This is a genomic window from Pectobacterium nicotianae, assembly GCF_023272715.1.
Taxonomy (GTDB): Bacteria; Pseudomonadota; Gammaproteobacteria; order Enterobacterales; family Enterobacteriaceae; genus Pectobacterium; species Pectobacterium brasiliense.
Map to the genome: position 1 here is coordinate 2190876 of NZ_CP096821.1, position 21503 is coordinate 2212378.

Annotated in this window: 20 protein-coding genes; 19 read left to right on the forward strand and 1 reads right to left on the reverse strand. The window is 48.9% G+C overall.

Going from position 1 to position 21503, the window contains the following annotated elements; translation table 11 throughout:
- The 17 genes from MYB54_RS09925 (at position 1) to MYB54_RS10005 (ending at position 17336) form a co-directional block, all read left to right on the forward strand.
- On the forward strand, positions 1-402 hold the full coding sequence (locus MYB54_RS09925; protein WP_014915658.1) for a DUF6979 family protein: 402 nt from the start codon (positions 1-3) through the stop codon (positions 400-402).
- 141 nt (positions 403-543) lie between these two features.
- Entirely contained in the window at positions 544-1137 is a 594-nt protein-coding gene (locus tag MYB54_RS09930; RefSeq protein ID WP_248721856.1) for an N-acetylmuramidase family protein, read from the forward strand.
- Positions 1137-1457 (forward strand): hypothetical protein, encoded by a 321-nt coding sequence (locus MYB54_RS09935; RefSeq protein ID WP_014915656.1) that lies wholly within the window; start codon positions 1137-1139, stop codon positions 1455-1457. Before MYB54_RS09930 ends, MYB54_RS09935 begins: the two co-directional genes overlap by 1 nt.
- A 322-nt stretch (positions 1458-1779) precedes the next feature.
- Positions 1780-2322 (forward strand): hypothetical protein, encoded by a 543-nt coding sequence (locus MYB54_RS09940; RefSeq protein ID WP_248721857.1) that lies wholly within the window; start codon positions 1780-1782, stop codon positions 2320-2322.
- Positions 2323-2438: 116 nt separating this feature from the next.
- A complete protein-coding gene (locus tag MYB54_RS09945; RefSeq protein ID WP_014915653.1) occupies positions 2439-2759 on the forward strand; it encodes a hypothetical protein in 321 nt (106 codons plus the stop codon).
- Positions 2760-2986: 227 nt separating this feature from the next.
- Positions 2987-3850 carry a terminase gene (locus tag MYB54_RS09950; RefSeq protein ID WP_248721858.1) on the forward strand — a complete coding sequence of 288 codons (864 nt, stop codon included), beginning with the start codon at positions 2987-2989 and terminating at the stop codon, positions 3848-3850.
- 50 nt (positions 3851-3900) lie between these two features.
- A complete protein-coding gene (locus MYB54_RS09955) occupies positions 3901-5565 on the forward strand; it encodes a terminase large subunit (protein WP_043902012.1) in 1665 nt (554 codons plus the stop codon).
- On the forward strand, positions 5565-7700 hold the full coding sequence (locus tag MYB54_RS09960) for a portal protein (protein ID WP_014915648.1): 2136 nt from the start codon (positions 5565-5567) through the stop codon (positions 7698-7700). The genes MYB54_RS09955 and MYB54_RS09960 overlap by 1 nt, the downstream gene beginning before the upstream one ends.
- A gap of 119 nt (positions 7701-7819) precedes the next feature.
- On the forward strand, positions 7820-10330 hold the full coding sequence (locus tag MYB54_RS09965; protein WP_248721859.1) for a colicin-like bacteriocin tRNase domain-containing protein: 2511 nt from the start codon (positions 7820-7822) through the stop codon (positions 10328-10330).
- The gene (locus tag MYB54_RS09970; RefSeq protein WP_014915646.1) at positions 10323-10580 is read left to right on the forward strand and encodes a hypothetical protein; all 258 of its coding nucleotides are present in this window, start codon (positions 10323-10325) and stop codon (positions 10578-10580) included. The genes MYB54_RS09965 and MYB54_RS09970 overlap by 8 nt, the downstream gene beginning before the upstream one ends.
- 238 nt (positions 10581-10818) lie before the next feature.
- Positions 10819-11868, forward strand: coding sequence for a hypothetical protein (locus tag MYB54_RS09975; protein ID WP_248721860.1), 1050 nt, complete (start codon positions 10819-10821; stop codon positions 11866-11868).
- A 60-nt stretch (positions 11869-11928) separates the two neighbouring features.
- Positions 11929-13152 carry a N4-gp56 family major capsid protein gene (locus tag MYB54_RS09980; protein WP_248721861.1) on the forward strand — a complete coding sequence of 408 codons (1224 nt, stop codon included), beginning with the start codon at positions 11929-11931 and terminating at the stop codon, positions 13150-13152.
- A 66-nt stretch (positions 13153-13218) separates the two neighbouring features.
- Positions 13219-13602, forward strand: a complete 384-nt coding sequence (locus MYB54_RS09985) for a hypothetical protein (RefSeq protein ID WP_248721862.1) — start codon at positions 13219-13221, stop codon at positions 13600-13602.
- A 56-nt stretch (positions 13603-13658) separates the two neighbouring features.
- Positions 13659-14096, forward strand: coding sequence for a hypothetical protein (locus MYB54_RS09990; protein WP_248721863.1), 438 nt, complete (start codon positions 13659-13661; stop codon positions 14094-14096).
- The gene (locus MYB54_RS09995; RefSeq protein WP_248721864.1) at positions 14096-14677 is read left to right on the forward strand and encodes a hypothetical protein; all 582 of its coding nucleotides are present in this window, start codon (positions 14096-14098) and stop codon (positions 14675-14677) included. The genes MYB54_RS09990 and MYB54_RS09995 overlap by 1 nt, the downstream gene beginning before the upstream one ends.
- The gene (locus MYB54_RS10000; RefSeq protein ID WP_248721865.1) at positions 14677-15339 is read left to right on the forward strand and encodes a phage adaptor protein; all 663 of its coding nucleotides are present in this window, start codon (positions 14677-14679) and stop codon (positions 15337-15339) included. The genes MYB54_RS09995 and MYB54_RS10000 overlap by 1 nt, the downstream gene beginning before the upstream one ends.
- Positions 15336-17336 carry a phage tail fiber protein gene (locus tag MYB54_RS10005; RefSeq protein ID WP_248721866.1) on the forward strand — a complete coding sequence of 667 codons (2001 nt, stop codon included), beginning with the start codon at positions 15336-15338 and terminating at the stop codon, positions 17334-17336. The genes MYB54_RS10000 and MYB54_RS10005 overlap by 4 nt, the downstream gene beginning before the upstream one ends.
- Positions 17337-17539: 203 nt before the next feature.
- Here MYB54_RS10005 and MYB54_RS10010 read toward each other — a convergent pair whose 3' ends face one another.
- Positions 17540-18199 (reverse strand): trypsin-like peptidase domain-containing protein, encoded by a 660-nt coding sequence (locus MYB54_RS10010; protein WP_248721867.1) that lies wholly within the window; start codon positions 18197-18199, stop codon positions 17540-17542.
- 228 nt (positions 18200-18427) lie between these two features.
- Here MYB54_RS10010 and MYB54_RS10015 point away from each other — a divergent pair, with 228 nt between their 5' ends.
- Together MYB54_RS10015 and MYB54_RS10020 are read left to right on the forward strand one after the other, a co-directional pair.
- Positions 18428-20053, forward strand: coding sequence for a hypothetical protein (locus MYB54_RS10015; protein WP_014915637.1), 1626 nt, complete (start codon positions 18428-18430; stop codon positions 20051-20053).
- Positions 20050-21420 carry a phage tail tip fiber protein gene (locus tag MYB54_RS10020; RefSeq protein ID WP_248721868.1) on the forward strand — a complete coding sequence of 457 codons (1371 nt, stop codon included), beginning with the start codon at positions 20050-20052 and terminating at the stop codon, positions 21418-21420. Before MYB54_RS10015 ends, MYB54_RS10020 begins: the two co-directional genes overlap by 4 nt.
- The last annotated feature ends 83 nt before the right edge of the window (positions 21421-21503 follow it).

The following is a 21503-nucleotide window of genomic DNA, read 5'->3' on the forward strand; positions in this document are numbered from 1 at the left end:
ATGGGGATTTATGGTGAAACAGCAGTGGCCGTGGTGGCTGCATTCGACAATTGTAATAAACTAAATCCAAAAGAGTGCTGGGAATATTCAATAACACATTTTACCGATAGCAGAGAAAGCCAAAAAAAGGGATGTCCAAAATCTGCTTTTCTTGGTTTGTGTCAGGATGGTTATGTAAAAGGCATTCCAAGAGGAAATTATTTACCGCCGGAAAGCCCAAATAAAAAATACGCCGTAGCGGCGGCTGAAAAATTATTAAGTGAACCAATCAGAAAATATTCTAAATCTGATTTATGGAAAAAAGCGACGGAACATTTTGATGAGGCCGCGAAAAATCAAAATGGGCAAATGGATGTTGTCTTGGCATTAAAAGATGCCGGATTACTACAGAAACCCGATTGACCTAGTCGCCTATACGCGCTAAATTCGCGAAAGATACCGGAGTATGCCTTAAAAAAGCTGCTCCGGTTTTTTATTGGTCAGCCCTCAAACCTGCATGGCTCGCCCTGTAGGTTTTTTTATTTCCTGCACATAGAGCATGTTATGTCCAAAATTCTCACCCTTTTAGATTACCGAGTCGCTGCGAGTGATTTGGGTGTCCCAGTTGCTACGGTTAAAGCGGTTACTGAAGTTGAAAGCAATGGCAGTGGCTTTCTATCGGATAGCCGAGTAAAAGTGCAGTATGAGCCGCACGTCATGTACCAGCAGTTGACGAAGCATTTCGGCAGTGCTCGGGCAAATGCTGAATTAGCGAAACATTCTGATCTGGTGGCGAGTAAACCTGGTAGTTACCAATCCACCGATAAAGAAGATAAAGACATGGCTCGGGCTGCAACTACCATTGATCGCAGCTGCGCATTGCAATCTGCATCGTGGGGAGCATTCCAGATAATGGGTTATCACTGGAAAACCTGCGGCTATCCAACATTACAGGCCTTCATTAACGCCCAATACACAGCGGCCGGCCAACTCGATACGTTCGTGCGCTTTATTAAAGCGGATAACAAACTGCTGTCGGCGCTGAAAAGTCGTGATTGGGCAACCTTCGCTCGAATTTACAACGGCCCAGCGTATGCCAAAAACCGCTATGACACCAAACTTGAGAGTGCGTATACCAAATATCAAGGGGTAGCGTAATGGAATGGCTACCCCGGCTGTGGGAGCAATTTCAATGGGCGGTCGCTGGACTGATTGGCGCACTGATATCTGTACCGTTTCAAAGCGACCTGAGAACGGCGCGTGGGATTGCGATCTTCGTTTTCACGGGTAGCGCCTGCGCCCATTATCTGACAGGCATTGTTGGCGATTATTTCAATATCAACCCGTCGTCGGCTGGTGGGATTGGTTTTCTTCTGGGGGCATTTGGCGGTTCGCTGATTGCTGCCGTTATCAAGGCTATTGAAGCTGCCGATCTGTGGGGGCTTATCCGATCCCGGTTTGGTGGAGGTGCGCAATGATTTTCACCATCGCCTACGTCACCATTCTTCTATGGGCTGGGTGGTGCGTGTTTAGTGACCACGTTAACGATGGAGTAATCGGCAAACTAATGTATTCGGTACTGTCTATTTCGTGCATGGGGGCGCTGATTGGTGGAGGTGGATCAGATAGACAGGCCGATAGCATTATTTTGCTATGTATTGCGATGATAGGAATTCGGCACTTTGTCCTAAAACAGATCAATTTGTCTAAAAATTAGCCTTTCCAGGGCTGTTTTGGCGACGCTACGTGAAATCTAAATTCCTCACCCTCATCAATCTACACACTTTTAACAGAGAAACCATGTTAACCACGAAAATGAAAGCGCTGTTGTTATGCAGTGGGCTGGCTGCTGCGTTCGGCGCGGGTTGGTATGCGCAGGGATTGCGGTGGGATACGGATATTGCGCAGCGGGATAAGCAGCAATCGGAAGATGTCAGTGCAAGTCAGCAAGCGGTTATCGCCGGGCAGTCACTTCAGTTTCATCACTACAACGAAATCGCCAGGCAGGCGAATCAGTATGCCATCACCATCAAGGGTAAATCCGATGAAAAACAAATTATTTACCGAACAATTATCAAACATCATCCTGCTAGTCGTGAGTGCGTGCCTGATGATGTCGCTGCTGGGTTGCTCGACTACGCGCACAGTTTACGTGCCGGCGCAATGCGTTCCGCTGTCAGCGGAACTGACTCAACCAGTACTGGTTCCGCTGCCACCGAGTGCAGATTGACGTATGGGCAGGCCGTTTATTGGATTGACCCGTTGTTGGCGACGCTAGACAGAGCGCTAAATCAGTTGGCGGGGATACGGGAAATAGACTCCCAAAAAGATGATAATAAATAACACATTACTGAGCGTTAAATTTATTTTCTCGGAAAAGACACTTTTTCCCTCTAAACACTTCGGCCTCTTTTTTCATGTGGTAGCGTAGTTATATCCCCACTAATAAAGAGACTGATATGACAACAAAATTTTTCGCATCACAAAAAATTATTGAGATGGATAATAAATATGCTGCATCGGCGGCGCTCTGCGCGGTAGGTTTTTATGTAGCATTCAAAACGTATCAAAATGCTAACTACATAGCTTCTGCTTTAGTAGTTTTATGCACTATTGTCCGTTTTGGTGCTTTGATTCTTGTCGTTATCGCTGATTTACGAAGCTGTTTACATCAAATCGGAACTCGAAGCCAAAAAGTTAAGTTGTTGATGGCATTTCTTGTCAATGAGTTCGGACTAATTTTGGCTTTTGGGGCCGCTCTGGCTGGTTTAGATAAATAAAATATTAGAGTTTCAACATTAGCCTCAGCACACGCTGGGGCTTTTTTTTCGCCCCAACAAAAGGTAATCCCATGACACAAGTCACCGAACAACACATTGAGAAAGAGATTCAGGTCAAAGGGCTAACTGTGGCAATGGCATTTGAGCCGCAACCGGAGTGTGGAAAGTAAGGGATTCCAGTGTCACTTCCCAGAGGTGGCTCGATAATGCTTACTCAGTAGGACGCTATGGCAAAATACGATTGGAAAAAGTTGCTGGCCGATTATGCTGCGGCATACTCAGCAACGAGAATCTCCCCAGTAGAGTGGTGCGCCCAGAATGAGGTGCCGTATAGCTCTGCGAAGCGTCATATCACGATAAAGGCTGCAACGGATTTCATTAAACAGAATTCGCAAATTATCTGTTCGCAAGAAAGTGATTCTCACATTCGCAAAGAGAAAAAAACGAATCGCAAAAGCGAGAAAAAGCGCGATGACTCTGGTGATAACGGCGCTCAGGAATCCGCAAACGTAGACGACAGCGGCGAAGCCTCAGCACCTGAAACGAAAAGTCACGGCAGGGATTCCAATGGTTGTTTTACTGAGGGAAACCCTGGCAACACTGGCGTGCCGACAAACGCATTTCCTCGCGGCAATCAATACGCTAGAACACACGGTGCCTACGCCAAATATCTGGATGCTGATGAGCTGTTCGATGCGGCCAAAGATTCCGATCTGCGTGATGAGCTGATTTTCACCCGGGCCCGTGCATTCTCAGTGACGAAAACGCTGAACAAAATCATGGAGGATTTACAGAACGCTGAATCAATCGAAGCGCGTATTGAGCTTTACGATAAGTTCATCAAGGCTGAGCAAGGGCTTGATCGCAACATTGCCCGGATTGAGTCGATCGAGAACAGCCTGAGCAAATTACAACTGGATGCGGTGAATGTTCCGCGTCTGAGTGCTGACACACAGCGCATTAAGGCGGCGACCGCCAAGCTGAAAGCCGAGACGGAGAAACTGACGGCGGAAAGCAAGGATGTGACGACGCCGCTAACCGATGTAGTGCGTGATATCCACGCGATGCCAGATGATGGAATGCTGGCGTAATGACGACACCGCACTATGATGCCAGCCTCGCAGAAGATGAGTTGGACGGAATGACCGAGGCGCAGCAGCACCTTTTTATTTTGTCAAAATTGAGCAATCCGTGGTGGCGGCTCAATAATCTGTACAAGATCGAGAATGAAAAAGGCCAACTGGTCACGTTTCGGATGCGTCCGGCACAGCGTCGCCTGTTCAAGCACATGCATTACCGCAACATCATTCTCAAGGCGCGTCAGCTCGGTTTCTCTACCGCGATTGATATCTACCTGCTCGATCAGGCGCTGTTCAATAAGAACATCAAGTGCGGGATCATTGCGCAGGATAAGAATGCCGCAGGCGAAATTTTCCGTACCAAGATATCGATACCCTTCGACAATCTGCCTGGTTGGTTACGTTCGTCATTCAAGATTACCGAGCGACGCAGCGGGGCGAATGGTGGCTATATCCTGTTTTCTCACGGCTCCAGCATTCAGGTGGCCACGTCTTTCCGCTCAGGTACGGTTCAGCGTCTGCACATTTCCGAGCATGGGAAAATCTGCGCCAAGTATCCGGCCAAAGCCAAAGAGGTGCGAACGGGTACGCTGAACGCCGTGCATGACGGCTGTATTGTGTTTGACGAATCCACAGCGGAAGGTGTGGGCGGTGATTTCCATACCATGAGTACGCGGGCGCTTGAGCTGGCGCAATCCGGCGTTGATCTGACGATGCAGGATTACAAGTTTCATTTCTATCCGTGGTTTGACGATCCGAAATACGTTGCGCCCGTTCCGGCCGGTGGTCTGCGCCTGAGTAAATACCACCAGGAATATTTTGCTGCGGTTGAAGCAGCAACGCGTGTCACGCTAAGTGATGAGCAAAAGCAGTGGTATATCCGCAAAGAGATCGAGCAGGGCGAGGAAATGAAGCAGGAATTTCCTTCCACGCCGCAGGAAGCCTTCTTAACCTCTGGTCGCCGTGTGTTCCCCGCGATCAATGTAATGCATGCCGAAGGGGGCTGTAGCCCGCCGCTCATTGTCTATGACGTAGAGCCTGAAACCGGTAAGCGAACAAAAGTGCAGGCACTGCGCGGCGGCGACAAAGAGGAGCTTCAACGCACGTTACAAAATCATCTGCTGGTCTGGGAATTGCCGGATCACGATGAGCATTATGCTATCGGCGCGGATATCGCCGAAGGGCTGGAAAACGGTGACCGATCTTCATTTGATGTTGTGAAGAAATCGACAGGTGAACAGGTGGCGCACTGGTTCGGGCATCTGGATGCAGAGCTATTCGCGCAACTGCTGGCACATGTCGGCGAATGGTATAACACCGCTTACATCGGGCCAGAACGAAATAACCACGGTCACGCAGTATTGCAGAAGCTGCGTGATATTTATCCCGTTCGCGCTATTTACGCCGAACAGCACCTTGATCGCGATAACGACGACGAGACACCGAAGCTGGGCTGGTTAACGACCAGGCAGAGTAAGCCAGTGGTAACGGAAGGGCTGAAAACGTTACTGCGTGAAAAGGCCAGCGGCATTCGCTGGATCGGTACCCTCAACGAACTTAATACCTATGTCTATGACGCCAAAGGCAGCATGGGCGCACAAACCGGTTGTTTCGATGACCAGGTGATGAGCTATGCCATTGCGCAGGAAATGCGTGCTCGCATGCCAGCCAGACCGAAACTGAAACCTATCGACCGTTCTAAACCCACTCACTGGATGTCATATTGATGAACATAGCCGCTATTGACGCTGAGGCACGGCCACAGCAGCACACTCGCCAGCAGGACAACCGCGACCGCTTTACGCAGCGGCAATTACTGGATCTTTCATCGGACATTGATGCGCAGCCAGACTGGCGCACTACGGCAAATACCGCCTGTGCGTATTACGACGGCGATCAGCTTGCGCCGGAGGTGGTAGCGAAACTGCGCGAACGCGGCCAACCGCTGACGATGCATAACCTGATTGCGCCAACCATCGATGGTGTATTGGGCATGGAAGCCAAGACACGTACCGACCTGATGGTTATCGCTGATGATCCTGATGAGAAAATGGAGCAACTTGCTGATGCAGTCAATGCGGAGTTTGCTGACGTTTGCCGGTTGTCGAATATCAATAAGGCGCGCTCTGATGCCTATGCTGAACAGATCAAAGCGGGGCTATCATGGGTTGAAGTCCGCCGTAACAGCGATCTGTTTGGTTCGCGCTACAAGGTTGGAACCGTTCACCGTAATGAAGTGTTCTGGGACTGGCATAGCCGCGAGGCTGACCTGAGCGACTGCCGCTGGCTGATGCGCAAACGCTGGCTGGACGTGGATGAGGTGAAAGCCACTTTTCCCGATATGGCGCAGGTTATCGACTACTCGATCAATGAGTGGCGCGGATTTGTCGATACCGATATTGCCGAGGGGCAGGAGCCCGCTTTAGTCAGTGCCTATGACGAGTACCAGCAGTGGAGCCGCAAGGATACTGAATGGGTATCTGCCAACCGTAAGCGAGTCATGTTGCAGGTGATCTACTATCGCACGTACCAACGGGTGCCGGTTCTTGAACTGTCTAATGGCCGCGTTATCCAGTTTGATAAAAACAACGTGATGCACGCTGTGGCGCTGGCGACCGGCCGTGTGTCGGTGGTGATGTCTCGCGTCAGCCGAATCCGCGAAGCGTGGTTTGTCGGGCCGCACTTTCTTGGCGATCGCCCATGTTCGGCGCCACAAGGCATGTTCCCGTTAGTGCCGTTCTGGGGCTATCGCAAAGACAAAACAGGTGCACCGTATGGCTTAGCCTGTCGTGCGATCCCCGCTCAGGATGAAGTGAACTTCCGCCGTATAAAATTAACCTGGCTATTGCAGGCCAAACGCATCATCAAGGATGCTGATGCGACAAACATGACTGACAGGCAGTTAGCGGACGAAGTTGAGCGACCAGATGGCGTGATTACGCTGAACCCCCAGAGGCACAACAAAACAACAGCAGCGGATGCGATTAATATTCAGCAGGATTTTCAGGTAGCGCAGCAGCAGTTTCAGGTCATGCAAGAGAGCATGAAACTGATTCAGGACGGGATGGGGGTGTATTCGGCATTCCTAGGGCAGGATTCCAGCGCCGCTTCCGGCGTGGCAATCAGCAACCTGGTCGAACAGGGCGCAACAACGCTGGCGGAAATCAACGATAACTATCAGTTCGCCTGCCAGCAGGTCGGACAGTTGCTGCTGTCGTATTTACTGGAAGATCTGACGCGCAGACGCAATTACTCCGTTGTGGTGAACCGTGACGATCCGCGCCGCCGTAAGTCCGTCACCATCAATGAGGAATCCGGCAACGGGATGACGAACGATGTTTCCCGCCTGCGTGCGCATATTGCGCTTGCGCCGATCCAGCAGACACCTGCCTATAAATCGCAACTTGCAGAGCGTATGTCTCAGGTCATCACTGGCTTGCCGCCACAGGTACAAGCCACGGTACTGGATATGTGGGTCGAGCTGCTGGATGTGCCGAAGAAATCGGAGTTTATTCAGAGGATCCGTAGTGCACTGGGTACGCCGAAATCGCCGGATGAGATGACACCTGAAGAGCTGCAGGCGGCTCAGCAACAGCAACAATTGCAGGCACAGCAGCAAGACCTGGCGATGCGTGAGATTGCTGGGAAAGTGGCGAAACTGGAAGCCGAGGCACTGCGCATTGCAGCGGCGGCTCAGCGTGAGCAAACCTTAACGAACAGCCAGCGCTTTGATGATGCGAAAACGCAGGCGGAAACAGGTCGCATTCTTAAGGATATGGAAAACACGACGCGGGAAATTGAAATGTTGAATTCACAGATGATGCAAAGCATTCAGGGGCAGATTGATAAAATAGACTTTTAAAATCAGTTTATTAACTGTGTTTATGAAGTTAGGCGAATGCTTTAGCCAGATCAGAGAAGTCTCTATAATGCTGTAACTGTATAAAAATACAGTTCCGGCGTTTTTGATGGAGAACTTCAATGATTAAATACCGTTTATATGCTCCAAATGATGGAGACACCATGACAGTGAGTGGTGGTGGTGGTTGGGTTTCAAACGATGATCGCAAAGGTGGTAATGACAGGGACAATGGCAAAGGTGGTTCTGCCGTTGATTTTAGTAAAAATCCAGAAAAGCAGGCTATCGTTAATCCCTATTTGGCAATCGCGATACCGATGCCGGTCTACCCTCTTTATGGAAAGCTAGGGTTCACAATAAATACGACGGCAATTGAGACTGAACTCGCAAATGTCAGAGCAGCAATTAACACTAAACTTGCAACACTCAGTGCAGTGATTGGCAGATCACTTCCGGTCGTTGGGCGGGTATTTGGTGTTACTGCCGCCGGAATGTGGCCTTCTAGTACCGCTCCCAGTAGTCTCGATTCTATATACAATCAAGCACATCAGCAGGCTTTAGCCCAGTTAGCTGCTCAACAGGGAGTATTAAATAAAGGGTATAACGTTACAGCAATGCCTGCAGGTTTCGTCAGCAGTTTGCCTGTTAGTGAAATCAAATCATTGCCAACAGCTCCCGCCAGTTTACTGGCACAAAGTGTGATTAATACCGAACTTTCCCAGCGTCAACTGGCTCTTACTCAGCCCACGACGAATGCACCAGTCGCGAATATTCCCGTAGTTAAAGCAGAGAAAACAGCAATGCCAGGTGTGTATTCAGCGAAAATTATTGCTGGTGAGCCTGCATTCCAAATCAAGGTCGATAATACCAAACCTGCTTTGGCACAGAATCCGCCGAAAGTAAAAGATGATATTCAGGTATCTTCTTTCCTTTCCTCGCCAGTAGCTGATACGCACCATGCATTTATTGATTTTGGCAGCGATCATGAACCGGTATACGTGTCTCTTTCAAAGATCGTGACAGCCGAGGAGGAGAAAAAACAGGTTGAAGAGGCCAAGCGCCGTGAGCAGGAGTGGTTGTTGCGTCATCCAATTACAGCTGCGGAGCGAAAATTAACTGAAATCCGCCAAGTGATCTCTTTTGCTCAACAGCTAAAAGAAAGCTCTGTCGCAACCATTTCAGAAAAAACTAAAACTGTTGCGGTTTACCAAGAACAGGTGAATACCGCTGCAAAAAATCGCGACAATTTTTATAATCAAAATAGAGGTCTGTTAAGTGCGGGTATAACTGGGGGACCGGGATATCCTATTTATCTTGCTTTATGGCAAACGATGAATAACTTTCATCAGGCTTATTTCAGAGCAAATAATGCATTGGAACAAGAGAGTCATGTTCTGAACCTGGCTCGTTCTGATCTGGCTAAGGCTGAGCAATTGCTTGCTGAGAATAATCGACTTCAGGTTGAAACGGAGCGAACGCTTGCCGAAGAAAAAGAGATAAAACGCAACAGGGTTAATGTATCAACATTTGGCACAGTGCAAACTCAACTTAGTAAATTGCTGTCAGATTTTTATGCTGTTACATCACTTTCCCAAAGTGTTCCTTCGGGGGCATTAGCCTCTTTTTCATATAATCCACAAGGGATGATTGGCAGCGGTAAGATTGTTGGGAAGGATGTCGATGTTTTATTTTCCATCCCAGTAAAAGATATTCCGGGATATAAATCTCCTATTAACTTGGACGATTTGGCCAAGAAAAATGGAAGTCTGGATCTTCCCATTCGTCTGGCATTTTCTGATGAGAATGGAGAAAGGGTTCTTCGGGCATTCAAAGCGGGTAGTCTGCGAATCCCTTCGAGTGTCAGAGGTGTAGCGGGCAGTTATGACAAAAACACGGGTATTTTTAGTGTAGAAATTGATGGTGTTCCATCTCGCCTTGTACTGGAAAACCCAGCGTTTCCTCCGACCGGAAATGTCGGTAATACGGGTAATACTGCACCTGACTATAAAGCATTACTGAATACTGGTGTTGATGTTAAACCTGTTGATAAAATCACAGTTACGGTAACACCAGTTGCTGATCCAGTGGATATTGATGACTATATAATCTGGTTGCCAACTGCGTCTGGTTCTGGCGTGGAACCCATTTATGTCGTGTTTAACAGTAATCCGTATGGTGGGACGGAAAAAGGAAAATATAGCAAACGTTATTATAATCCAGATAAGGCAGGCGGTCCGATCTTGGAGCTGGATTGGAAAAACGTTAAGATTGACCGTGCAGGTGTGGACAATGTTAAATTACACACAGGGCGTTTCAAAGCGTCGGTTGAAAACAAAGTGATGATTGAACGTTTGGAAAACATACTGAATGGTCAAATCACGGCCACGGATACTGACAAGCGATTCTATACGCATGAATTAAGAGAGTTAAACCGCTACAGAAATTTAGACATCAAAGACGGTGAAGTGCCTAGTAGCATTCAAGAAGAAAGCGCTGTTTGGAACGACACACACACAGCGACGCTTGAAGACTACAAAATTAATGAGAAAGAGCAACCGTTGTACACTGATGCTGCTTTGCAGGCAGCCTACGAACAGGAACTCAAAGACGCATTAGGAGGGAAACATGGCTAATATGAAAGAAGTTATCCAAAATGAAACATTGGAAGATGTGCTTACCGTTTTTGCATTAACATCAGATTATAAACAATTGGATAGACTTTATACTTATAGTAATTTCGACGTTATATCCAGTGGCGAGCTTTTCGCTAAATACAATGAACTTTTCCACAAGGGCATCCTTGAAGATAAGAATGGCACAGTTGTAAAAGGGACTAATTGGGTGGCTCCAAAGTTTGTAACTGATAAAAAATACGGTTTCTAACCTAAAGTTAATTACTTGTGTTCTTAATTAATACGCGCTAAATTCGCGAAAGATACCGGAGTATGCCTTAAAAAGCTGCTCCGGTTTTTTTATACCACAAAATCAGTATCGGCCACCTTCGGGTGGCTTTTTTGTTTGTGCCGGTAAGCGCTTTTGTTAGAGCGCTTATTCGCATGGGCAGCGATACGCCTTTTCCCTTTCGGAGCTATCCGACAAATAGACATACAGGAGTAATGACATGAGTGTTGATATTGATAATTTAACAGGTGAAGAAACAGCGGAAGAGTTGGAAGCATTGCTGAATAATCTGGGCGATGTGGATATTTCTGATGATACGGCGGGGGCGGTAACCAATACCGGACAAACAACCGCCGATAATCTGAATGGGCGGCAGGAAAATAAGGGCGATACCACCACGCTGACGCCGGGCGTAGCTGCACAACCACAGACGACCACGACTCAACAGCCTGTCGCTGCTGATGAAGGTAATGGTTCCGCGAAAAACATTCTCAGCCGGGATGGTAAGCACACCATTCCTTATGATGTGCTGGAAGCAGAACGCGCCGAAAAGCGCCGTCTGTCTGAAGCGAATCAGCGAGCTTCTACAGAATTGGCTGAAGCTCGGCGACAGTTGGAAGTCTTCTCGCGACAGATTAACGATGCTGGTTTGCAACCTGCGCAGTTGCCGGAAAAAGCTAAGATCACGCCAGAGCAGATTGCGACGGTGCGTGAGAATTTCCCTGAAGTGGCGAATGTGCTTGATGCTTTAACGCAGAAAGTGGAATACCTGCAATCTGCGCAGCCAGCCCCAGTAGTTTCTCAGCCTGTTAATGACAACCCTGTGATTGTGGCACTGGATGCCACGCCAGATCTGAAAAACTGGCAAAGCAGCGATCCAGACCGCTTTACGCTGGCGGTGCATATCGATGAAACACTCAAACTTGATCCTGCATGGAAAGACAAGCCGTTAAATGAACGATTCGGTGAAGTCGTGAAGCGAACCCGCGCCGCTTATGGTGAATCTGTGGAGAGTGCACCTCAACAGCCTACGCAAGCAGTGCAACAGCAACCGACAGCCGAAGAACTTCAGCAAAAAGCAGCAGATCTGCTGGCGAAAGCAAATGCCTCGTCACAGCTGCCTGCGTCACCGTCAGATGTCGGTTCAACGACGCAACATACTGCATCGCCACTGGAGCAGGCGGTTAATGCCGATCCTGATCAATTGCAGGCGATGTTTGCTGGTATGACCGATGCGCAGATTGAAGCGCTGTTAGAACAAGCCATCTGACGTTACCTACCCACATTATCCAACCCGCCGCGTGCGGGTTTTCTTTTTTAGGGAATAAACATGACTACCATTACCTCCGCCCAGGCGAATAAGTTGATGCAGGTTGCGCTGTTCACCGCAGCCAACCGCAACCGCTCATTCGTTAACATCATGACGGAACAACAGGAAGCACCAAAAGCGGTAACGCCGGATAAAAAAGGCGTGAAGCAAACCAGCTATACCGCACCAGTGGTGCGCATCACCGATCTGCAAAAGCAGAAAGGTGATGAAGTGGATATGCAGATCGTCCACAAACTCAGCAAGCGCCCGACGATGGGTGATGCGAAGTTGGAAGGGCGCGGTGAAAACCTCGCGTTCGCGGATTTCTCGCTCAAAATCAATCAGGGTCGCCATCTGGTTGATGCGGGTGGCAAAATGTCCGAACAGCGCTACAAGCATAATCTGAACAAAACCGGACGTACCTTGCTGGGCACGTACTTTAATGACCTGCAAGATCAGTGCGCGACGGTGCATCTGGCGGGTGCTCGTGGTGATTTTATCGCGGATGACACCATTCTGCCGCTGGCCGGCCATGGTGAATTTGGCAAAATCATGATCAACGACGTGTTGCCGCCAACCTACGATCGCCACTTTTATGCCGGTGATGCGACCAGCTTTGAAGGTCTGGATGCGGCGGATCTGTTTACGCTGGGCGTGGTTGATAACCTATCTTTGTTTATCGATGAAATGGCGCATCCACTTCAGCCCGTCAAAATGTCGAAAGACGAAATGGCGAACGACGATCCGTATTACGTCCTGAACGTGACGCCGCGTCAGTGGAATGATTGGTATACATCCACGTCTGGCAAAGACTGGCAGGCGATGCTGTCACGCGTTATGCAGCGCTCTAAAGGCTTCGATCACCCGCTGTTCAAAGGTGAATGCGCGATGTGGCGGAACATCCTGGTGCGCAAATACACCGGAATGCCGATCCGTTTCAATGCTGGCTCCCAGGTCTCCGTATCTAACAACGATCTGGCTGCCACCGTTGCACTGAAAGAAGCAAAAACCACTATTGACCGCGCCATGCTGCTGGGCGGTCAGGCGCTGGCGAACGCTTATGGTACGGGCGAAGGCGGCGGCCACTTCGGTTATCACGAAGAGAAAGTGGATCATGGTAACGGTACTGAGATTTCAGTACGTTGGATTAACGGCCTGAAGAAAATCCGCTTCCAGCAGAAAGATGGCCGCATGAGCGACCACGGCATCATCGTCGTGGATTCCGCGATTTCCACAGGGCGCTAATCACCCCACATCCCTCTAATAACAGCAGGTTTCGGCCTGCTGCTTTGTTTTATCAGGAGAAAATTTATGGCAACGATTCAAGCGCCGTCCATGCGTGATGCGGTGTATCAAGGTCCACAGGGCAACCTGTCTTTGGCAGAAAGCCAGATTGTGCTGGCTGCCGCAGCCGCCGGCGATATTGTCGAACTACTGGAAATGCCGATCGGTATGCGTATCTGTTCCATTGATATGGTCAGTGAAGGGTTGGGCGCGGGCGTAACAGTGGAAGTAAAAAGCGGTACACATACGCTTGTCGCGGCGGCCAGCCATGCTGATGCGGTAGCGAAATCTGTACCCGTGGTGCCGTACAGCACGGCGGCCAGCGGTGAGAAAATTACCGCCACGATTGCCGGAGGTGCCGCAACGGGCCGTCTGGTCGTCAATGTGAAATATGTCGCGGTAGGCTACTAAGCCGCTTCTAACATTATCCAGCCCACTTCGGTGGGCTTTTTTATGAGGATTCAAGAATGGCAGACATTTCTGTTGTGTACATCGGTGATAAAGACAAAAAGCGCGATACCGTGACAGGTAGCCGCCTGATCTTTCCTCGCCTTAAACCTGTCAGCGTTGAAAGCGGGGTAGCTCACCAGTTGCTGGAATTCCCTACCGTATGGGTACGTGAAGACCAGGTGAAATCGGTGTTGGCACAGTCTGCGGAAGACGAGGAATTAAAAGCCCAGTTGGCGGCGGAAGAACTGGAACGCCAGAAGGCTGAAGCTGAAGCGAATAGCTGGGTGGTCAAAATCGGTAACGATGATGTCGATTTGGCAAAACTGACTTCCGTCCAACTGGCGACGCTGGTTGAAGCGGAAGACCTGGCGGATCTGAAGCAAGGTGCTCAGGAAAAAGTTGATGATTTCCGCGCACGCGTTCGTGAAGCTATCAAAGAAAAGGGCACTGAATAATGGCATCGCTTGACGCATTCCTGCCAGCGATTCGTAAGCATATTAGCGGGCCGTTAGATTTCATGATGCGGCAATCTGCATTGGAAGCCGCTATCACATTTTGCCGTGAGTCGCTGTTTTGCCGTGAATCACTGGTGTTGACAGCGGTTGAGCCTGGCGTAACGCTCGCGCTGACGGAGAGTTTGGAAGTGAAGTGCGTCAAGCGCTTAATGGTCACCGATATCAGCAGCCCTGCTGATCCCGCTGTACTCGTTGCTGGCGTTGACTTTACCGTGATTTCGGCTAATCACATTGCGCCTACAAGGCCGTTTGGTCGTATCGTCATTCTCTTTGCCGTGGAACCCCGTCGCACTACGGATAGCGTGCCTGACGCGTTGGCTGACGATTACACTGATGTTATTGCTGCCGGCGCGTTAGAAGACCTCTATCTGATGCTGGGTAAGCCGTGGAGCGATCCGCAACGAGCTGCGTATTTCAAATCCATCTTCACCGACGGTTATCGACGAGCCTATCGTGATGCGCTTGATAACTCCCCGATAACGGGTTTCCACAATCCCGTCCGTAAACACGAATTCTACTAATGACAACGATTAACGACATTATCGGCAGAGCAAACTCGCAGCTGCTGGATTCGCTGTGGCTGCGCTGGCCTAAATCCGAGCTGCTGGATTATTACAATGATGCGATTAACGCCGTCATCATCATCAGGCCAGATGCCGGGGCGTCCATTGAGACATTCGATTGCGAACCTGGTACGCGGCAACATTTACCCGATGGAGCGATACGTTTACTGGAAATTACGCGAGTAGTCGGGGGGCGCGCGATTCAGCCGTTTCCGCGTGATGCGCTCGATTATCAGTATCCCGATTGGCACAGCATAACGGGCCCGATTGAGCGCTATTGCTACGACGAGCAGACGCCTAAGGCCTTCTTTGTATTTCCCGGCGCACTGGCTGGTGCTCAATTGGAAATCAACGTAGCGCGTTTACCTTCACCTGCCAGTATTGCCGACCTATCTCCGCAGAACGCCCGGTTATTCCCCCTTGATGAGCTGTACTTTAACCCTGTTCTTGAGTTCATCCTTTTTCGCGCCTATGGCAAAGACGCAGAAAATGGCAATAACGCGATGCTGTCATCCCAGCACTATCAAACCTTTGTCGATCTGCTGGGCGTCAAATCACAAACTGATACCGCCGCCGGGCAGAAAAAGCAGGCGCAATATAACGGGAGTTCGCAAGCGTGAGTGTATTAATCAGTGGCGTATTAATGAATCCGGCCGGCGTTCCTGTTTCTGGTGCTGAAGTCACCTTTAGCGCGCTGACCAACGGGCCTTCGGTATTGAACGGCTTTTCTGCATCTGTCATGACCGATCAGGATGGCAACTACGCTATTCCGTTGGAGATCTGCGAATACGCTATTTCAATCCAGAGTGATGGCTACAATTCGGTCTATGGTTCCGTATCTATTAATGAGAAATCGACGCCAGCGACGATCAACGAACTATTAAAACTGGCAGCGATGGAACAAACCGTTACGCCATCAATCATTGTCTATTTTCGCGAAATCCAAGCCGATGTTACTGCGAAGCTGGTTACGATGCAGACGCTGGGCACTAACGCGGCAGAAGCTGCGGCAGCAGCCGTTGCGGCTAGAGATGAAGCGGTTCAGTATGCCCAAAATCTCAGCGTGGCTGTGGCTCAGGCCCAGCAAGCCAGTACGGCGGCGACGGCTTCAGCCAATGCTGCTAGCAATTCAGCTAATGGTGCGCTTGTCGCAAAAAATGCGGCGGAGACAGCTGCGGGAAATGCTCAGGCAACATTGGCTAACGCCATGCTTAAGGGGCAGTTTGGCTGGGGGGGCAAAGCTATTAACATTGGCAGCGATATAAACCTATTTGTTTACTTCACTCGCGACACGCCCGCGGGCCTTTACTGGGTAAACCAAACGGGCATTAACAGACCGCCAGGCTTCGCTGATTGTGTTCTTCTATGGAACCCTATTGAACATCAGGACTTTTATGGCTGTCTTCTGGCGATAGGATTTACCACAGGTGGAGCAAAAACAGCATCTGTAAATGTTGCTAATGGCGTATGGGAAAATCAGTGGACTGTTGACTGGAATACGAGAAACCTAAACCCTGTAACCGCAAATACTAACCAAGAAATTCATGCGCTTAAGATGTTCATGGCTAACTGGGCATCATTGGTCATCAAGCCCGAAGCAGCTGGACAACCAAGTTATCTGCAGGGGAGCGATTTTGACGGATCGACTAGATGGACATTAGGTTTTCAGAACATCAACGACGATAGCCTACTCCTTCGCAATAATAAAATTGGTACGACGATAGCCCTTCATCAAGACGGTAATGTCTATGTAGGGGGGAAAGACTTAATACTCACTGATGCTAAAGGATTTGTTAGAAACGCCAGAGCGTTGGAATACGCTGGAGGTGGTGAGTTCGGAGAGTTTCTAAAGTCTCAACAATCCGCTGGCTCAGCCCCTGTCGCTGGTGTGTGGCGTGCATTTTTCAGTGTCAGGCATCGTGGTGGTAATTCCAACCAAGAACCGGGCGCCGACTCTACGCAATGGGGCTGGGCGCTAGTTGATAACAACATGACACAAGGCAACTTTAATGAATTTGTCTTAGAAAAGACTTTTAATGGAACTTGGTTAAATGCTGTTACGCTTAAGCACACTGGAAATACAACAGTGGATGGCAATGGTTTCCTCAAAACAGCATCCCCAATAGTGAAACTATTTGCTGATGGCTCATCCCAGTTGAACGCAGAATCAGATGGCGTTGTAACTGAGCGACTATCGGAAGGGGTTTATCACATTACGGGTTGCCTTGGACTAAATGCTGATCGTGCCTGGGGCGGCGAAGATGGTGGTATTACGAACCCTCGGTGTCGCAATGGTTACGAACGGATCTGGAATGACTACGAAGTGCAGGGCGACGGTTCGCTCATAATACGAACATATCACCGTGTCCACGGCGACGCGATGCCGTTTGCGCAGAATAGACTGAATCTGGATCATCGACTGTATAACGAAGAGAGGGATTCTGAAGAGTGGCTGGACCGCTCGCCGATCGACATTCCGCTAGGTACTTATCTGACGGTTCGTGTACACATGCCTGTACGCGAGGAAGAGCGATATGTGCCAGCCACCCATACAGTCAGCCACAGTAACGTTTACTGCAATAGCGTCTCACCTGCCTGGTTACGCAAAAAACGATAATTGCTCAGCAATGATGTCGAGTGCGCTTTCTAACGTTTCTACTGGATCTGTGTAAATTGCTGGTGCATCAGTTTCGCCGACGTGCACTGCGACATAAAACCCCGAATCTTCTATCACTGCATATGCTCCAATGGGTCAGTCTATCTACATGTCATTCTCATCAAGTATGCAGATTGTCGTTTCGTGATAATCAATATTTTAAGTTACAACCTAATTTTATTATCTTTAATGAAATTGGCTATGTTCTCAGATGTAACGAATTTTGTAGTCTCTCTGACATTATCATTGATTGTAAGCTTGTTAGCTTGACTAAGTATCCCAGCAAGGCATCCACTACTGGCTTGATAAATGGGACTACCACTAGATCCTGGATGGAAGTAATGAGCTAAATGGTCATAGTATGTTACTCCGTTGCTCATAGTCTCAGGGGCGGGTGATATTGTGGTTTTTGTGACAGAGTTGTAGAAGGCTGAAGCAACCAACACCGGTTCTCTTGATGGAAGCGCTTTACTGCAAATCTTTGGGTATGTTCCTGTAAGATAATGTTTTTTATCTTGGTCCTTGATTTTTAATATAGCGATATCTCGTTTATTTGGATGCTCGGCGGCAACCACCGTAGCATCTAACCACTTACCTTCATTGCCTACTTGAATGGTACTCGTTGACGGCATGCCTAAGAATGTATGTGAAGATGTAATTATTAAGTCACGGGATAGCCATGATGCGGATGCTTTATTAACGGTAGTGTCAGATGAGATTTTTATTATTAAGGTATTATTGAGTTCTTTTTGTGATAAAGATGAATCATTACTTGCAGTACACCCACCCAGCAGGGTTGCAATTAAAATTACTAATTTTTTCATTAAAATCTATGCTCCCAATTATTTGTTGTGATTGATCAATTCCGTTATTCGATCAACATAAACTAAATATCAGATATTTTTCAAGTTGACATCTAAATGAATAGCTTACCAGAGAGAACGACAGTTTTTTAGCTCTTGCGATAACATACCATACGCGCTAAATTCCCCAAAGATACCAAGCCTCGCCTTAAAAAGCGGGGCTTTTTTGTTTTCTGTCTCAGGATCATTATGGCGACCATCGATATCACTACAATGCGCGGAATGATGCCACGCGTTGCTGAACACCTTTTGCCTGAATCCAACGCTACGGTGGCGGAGAGCTGTCACTTTCGGCATGGCGTTATCACTCCTATGCTGGATGATATCGATCAGGGCAAGACCTTTACCTTCAAGCCCAAAACGATATTCCACTATCGGGATAATTTTTGGTTTGCCTGGAACAAGATTGTTGATGCGATCCGCAGTCCGGTCGCCAATGATGATTATGGGCGCGTTTACTACACCGACGATGAATTTCCAAAGGTCACCTCTGCGCAGATTGCGACGGGTGGTAACGGCAATTATCCCTCGGCATTTTTCCGTCTTGGTGTACCGGTGCCTGCCAACCCGATAGTCATTGGTACAATCACGCCGCCGGCTGACATAGAAGAGGATGATCCAACGGATGATGAAACGCGCTTCTACACCGAAACCTATGTCACGGCATACGGTGAAGAGGGTCCGCCGGGGCCTGCCTCTGTGGAGCTGACGATAAAGTATTCTGGGAGTTCGGTGGAACTGAATTTGCAACCACCCGGACAGCAGAACAACAACATCACCAAGCGCCGGATTTATCGATCGGCGACCAGCAGCCAGGCAGCGGATTTCTTATTGGTGGCCGAACTGGATATTGCCGTCGGCGTATTTGTTGACGATCTGTCAAACGCTCAGCTTAGCGCATCACTGGAGACTTACGATTATTATATGCCGCCGGATGGCATGATCGGTTTGTGCATGATGTCTAACGGCATTGCTGCTGGGTTTAAAGGTAATCAGGTGATGTTCAGTGAAGCCTATTTGCCTTACGCCTGGAAAGACAGCAGCAAGCAGACCACGCAGGATGATGTTGTGGCGATCGCGCCAATAGGCACAACGCTGGTCGTTGGCACGAAAGGTATCCCCTATATTTTTTCAGGCATCACGCCGTCGAATATCACGTCAACGCATTCCCTGATCGCGCTGTCCTGCGTTTCGCGCCGCTCAATGGTAACGATGGATGGATTTGCTTTGTATGCCTCGCCGAATGGCCTTGTTTCTATCAGCGCCGATGGTGCGGCGACGATTGCCACGGCAAATATCGTTGAGGCTAAGCAGTGGCGGAAAGATTTTAATCCGACAACGATCCGAGCCTGGCGCGTGGAAAATGAATATCTGGCGCTATATGACACCGATAACGGCGTGGCTGGGTTTATTTTCGATCCTGCCAGCATGGATATTCGTCATATCACGATGTCGTTTGATACCGCCTATAACGATCCAACTGGTGACACGCTCTATATCGTGAAAGGGCGGCAGCTATGCACGTTTAATGATGGCGCTTTCAACCTGAATATGCGCTGGCGCTCGAAGCAATATCTGGCCCCGGCGAATACGGCCTTTTCCTGCCTGCGAGTAATGAGTAATGCGTTATCGCACGTCGGCGTCATTCTGCATGTCGATGGTCGTGCAGCGTTGCATTTGCCGCCGGGCAGCCTGCGAGAGTCGTTAGTTAAGCTGCCTCCGATTCGTGGTAAACGCTGGCAGATTGAAGTCTACGGTAGCGTGCAGGTAGACCGAATTACGTTAGCCACATCAATGCAGGAAATGACAGCATGACAGCAAAGTTTAGAGCGGGTAAAGATCAGACTGCGGTTTTAGAGAACGTTGAAACGCTAACCGGCCAGCGCGGTGATGGGCGTAATCGTGCGGTGACGTATGGTGATTTAGCAACGCTTGGTCTGGCTAACCTGCGTCAACTCGGCGGCGGAAAGGTTACGCTCACCCCCGGTAATGGTTCAGGCGGCTCAAATTCAGGTGGTGGTGTCCAAAAACCGTCAAGGCCAACGAACTTCAAAGCGACGGGCGGGTTTGCTTACGTGTTACTTGAGTGGGACATGCCCAATTATCGCGGCCGGTCGCTGACGGAAATCTATCGTTCTCCTGAAGATAATCTGGCAAATGCGGTGCTGATCGCCAGCTCTGCTGCCGGAGTTTACGGTGACCCCGTTGATCCAGACTGGGAAGGGTACTACTGGATACGACATGTTAATGCGCTGGGTGAACCAGGGCCGTTCAATGATTCAAAAGGCACGTATGCACAAACACATCCCGATCCGGCGGCCATCATCGAGGTGATTAAGGAGCAGTTGAATACATCACCATTGATTGCCAATCTTACGGAGAAGCTGGAAACAAATACTAAAAATATTGGCACGGTTGATTCAAACGTAAAAACGTTGTCTGAGTCTGTTAACAATCAAAACAGTGCGATTGCAAAGCGGGTAACCGATGTTGAAACGTCATCACAAACCAATGCGTCAGCAGTAAGGGAGTTATCGCAGTCGGTATCTGAACAGTTTTCATCATCAGCAGAACGTGTTGAAAAGGTAGAGGCTGCAACGAGAGAAAATAATGCAGCGGTGCAGACAAACGCCAAAGCTATTACTGAAATGGATAAAAATGGCTCTGCATCATACCAAGCAATGTGGAGCACGAAAGCACAAGCTGGAGATGTAAAAGCAGGGATCGGCATTGTGGCCGGTCGTGATGCAAACGGTAATACCATTAGCCAGGTAGCGGTGGCTGCCAATCAATTCTTTATCTTCGATCCTAATAATCCCAACGATAAAACAACCTATGCGATTCCGTTTGCGGTATCCAACGGCAAAGTGGTAATCGATGAGTTGGTTGCCAAAGAGGCGGTGATCAAGATATTGGCTGCGCAAACCATTATTGCAGACAGTGTAAAGGCAGGGATTGAGATTGTTTCTCCGTATATAAAGACGGCACGGATTGAAAGTGGTGGTTTTACGGTCGATCAGATGGGTAATGCCAAGTTCGGGCAGTTAGTGAGTATTTCGGCGTCGGGGCAGATAGAAATCATCAGTAATGACACTGGCGGAGAATTAAGGCTTGTTAATAATCGACTTGTGGTTTTTGATGAAAGTGGATCTCCTGCCGTCGTTGTGGGGAAACGATTATGAGTGGTGAATGGGGGGTGTTTTCGTACTTGAACGGTTCGGCGTTCGACGCGATAAACTCTCTAACTGATAATTATGTTGTTGAT

Excerpts from the sequence above, each read along its gene's own strand:
- MYB54_RS09925 (WP_014915658.1), top strand. The coding sequence starts at position 1 with ATGGGGATTTATGGTGAAACAGCAGTGGCCGTGGTGGCTGCATTCGAC.
- MYB54_RS09930 (WP_248721856.1), top strand. The coding sequence starts at position 544 with ATGTCCAAAATTCTCACCCTTTTAGATTACCGAGTCGCTGCGAGTGAT.
- MYB54_RS09935 (WP_014915656.1), top strand. The coding sequence starts at position 1,137 with ATGGAATGGCTACCCCGGCTGTGGGAGCAATTTCAATGGGCGGTCGCT.
- MYB54_RS09940 (WP_248721857.1), top strand. The coding sequence starts at position 1,780 with ATGTTAACCACGAAAATGAAAGCGCTGTTGTTATGCAGTGGGCTGGCT.
- MYB54_RS09945 (WP_014915653.1), top strand. The coding sequence starts at position 2,439 with ATGACAACAAAATTTTTCGCATCACAAAAAATTATTGAGATGGATAAT.
- MYB54_RS09950 (WP_248721858.1), top strand. The coding sequence starts at position 2,987 with ATGGCAAAATACGATTGGAAAAAGTTGCTGGCCGATTATGCTGCGGCA.
- MYB54_RS09955 (WP_043902012.1), top strand. The coding sequence starts at position 3,901 with ATGACCGAGGCGCAGCAGCACCTTTTTATTTTGTCAAAATTGAGCAAT.
- MYB54_RS09960 (WP_014915648.1), top strand. The coding sequence starts at position 5,565 with ATGAACATAGCCGCTATTGACGCTGAGGCACGGCCACAGCAGCACACT.
- MYB54_RS09965 (WP_248721859.1), top strand. The coding sequence starts at position 7,820 with ATGATTAAATACCGTTTATATGCTCCAAATGATGGAGACACCATGACA.
- MYB54_RS09970 (WP_014915646.1), top strand. The coding sequence starts at position 10,323 with ATGGCTAATATGAAAGAAGTTATCCAAAATGAAACATTGGAAGATGTG.
- MYB54_RS09975 (WP_248721860.1), top strand. The coding sequence starts at position 10,819 with ATGAGTGTTGATATTGATAATTTAACAGGTGAAGAAACAGCGGAAGAG.
- MYB54_RS09980 (WP_248721861.1), top strand. The coding sequence starts at position 11,929 with ATGACTACCATTACCTCCGCCCAGGCGAATAAGTTGATGCAGGTTGCG.
- MYB54_RS09985 (WP_248721862.1), top strand. The coding sequence starts at position 13,219 with ATGGCAACGATTCAAGCGCCGTCCATGCGTGATGCGGTGTATCAAGGT.
- MYB54_RS09990 (WP_248721863.1), top strand. The coding sequence starts at position 13,659 with ATGGCAGACATTTCTGTTGTGTACATCGGTGATAAAGACAAAAAGCGC.
- MYB54_RS09995 (WP_248721864.1), top strand. The coding sequence starts at position 14,096 with ATGGCATCGCTTGACGCATTCCTGCCAGCGATTCGTAAGCATATTAGC.
- MYB54_RS10000 (WP_248721865.1), top strand. The coding sequence starts at position 14,677 with ATGACAACGATTAACGACATTATCGGCAGAGCAAACTCGCAGCTGCTG.
- MYB54_RS10010 (WP_248721867.1), bottom strand. The coding sequence starts at position 18,199 with ATGAAAAAATTAGTAATTTTAATTGCAACCCTGCTGGGTGGGTGTACT.
- MYB54_RS10015 (WP_014915637.1), top strand. The coding sequence starts at position 18,428 with ATGGCGACCATCGATATCACTACAATGCGCGGAATGATGCCACGCGTT.
- MYB54_RS10020 (WP_248721868.1), top strand. The coding sequence starts at position 20,050 with ATGACAGCAAAGTTTAGAGCGGGTAAAGATCAGACTGCGGTTTTAGAG.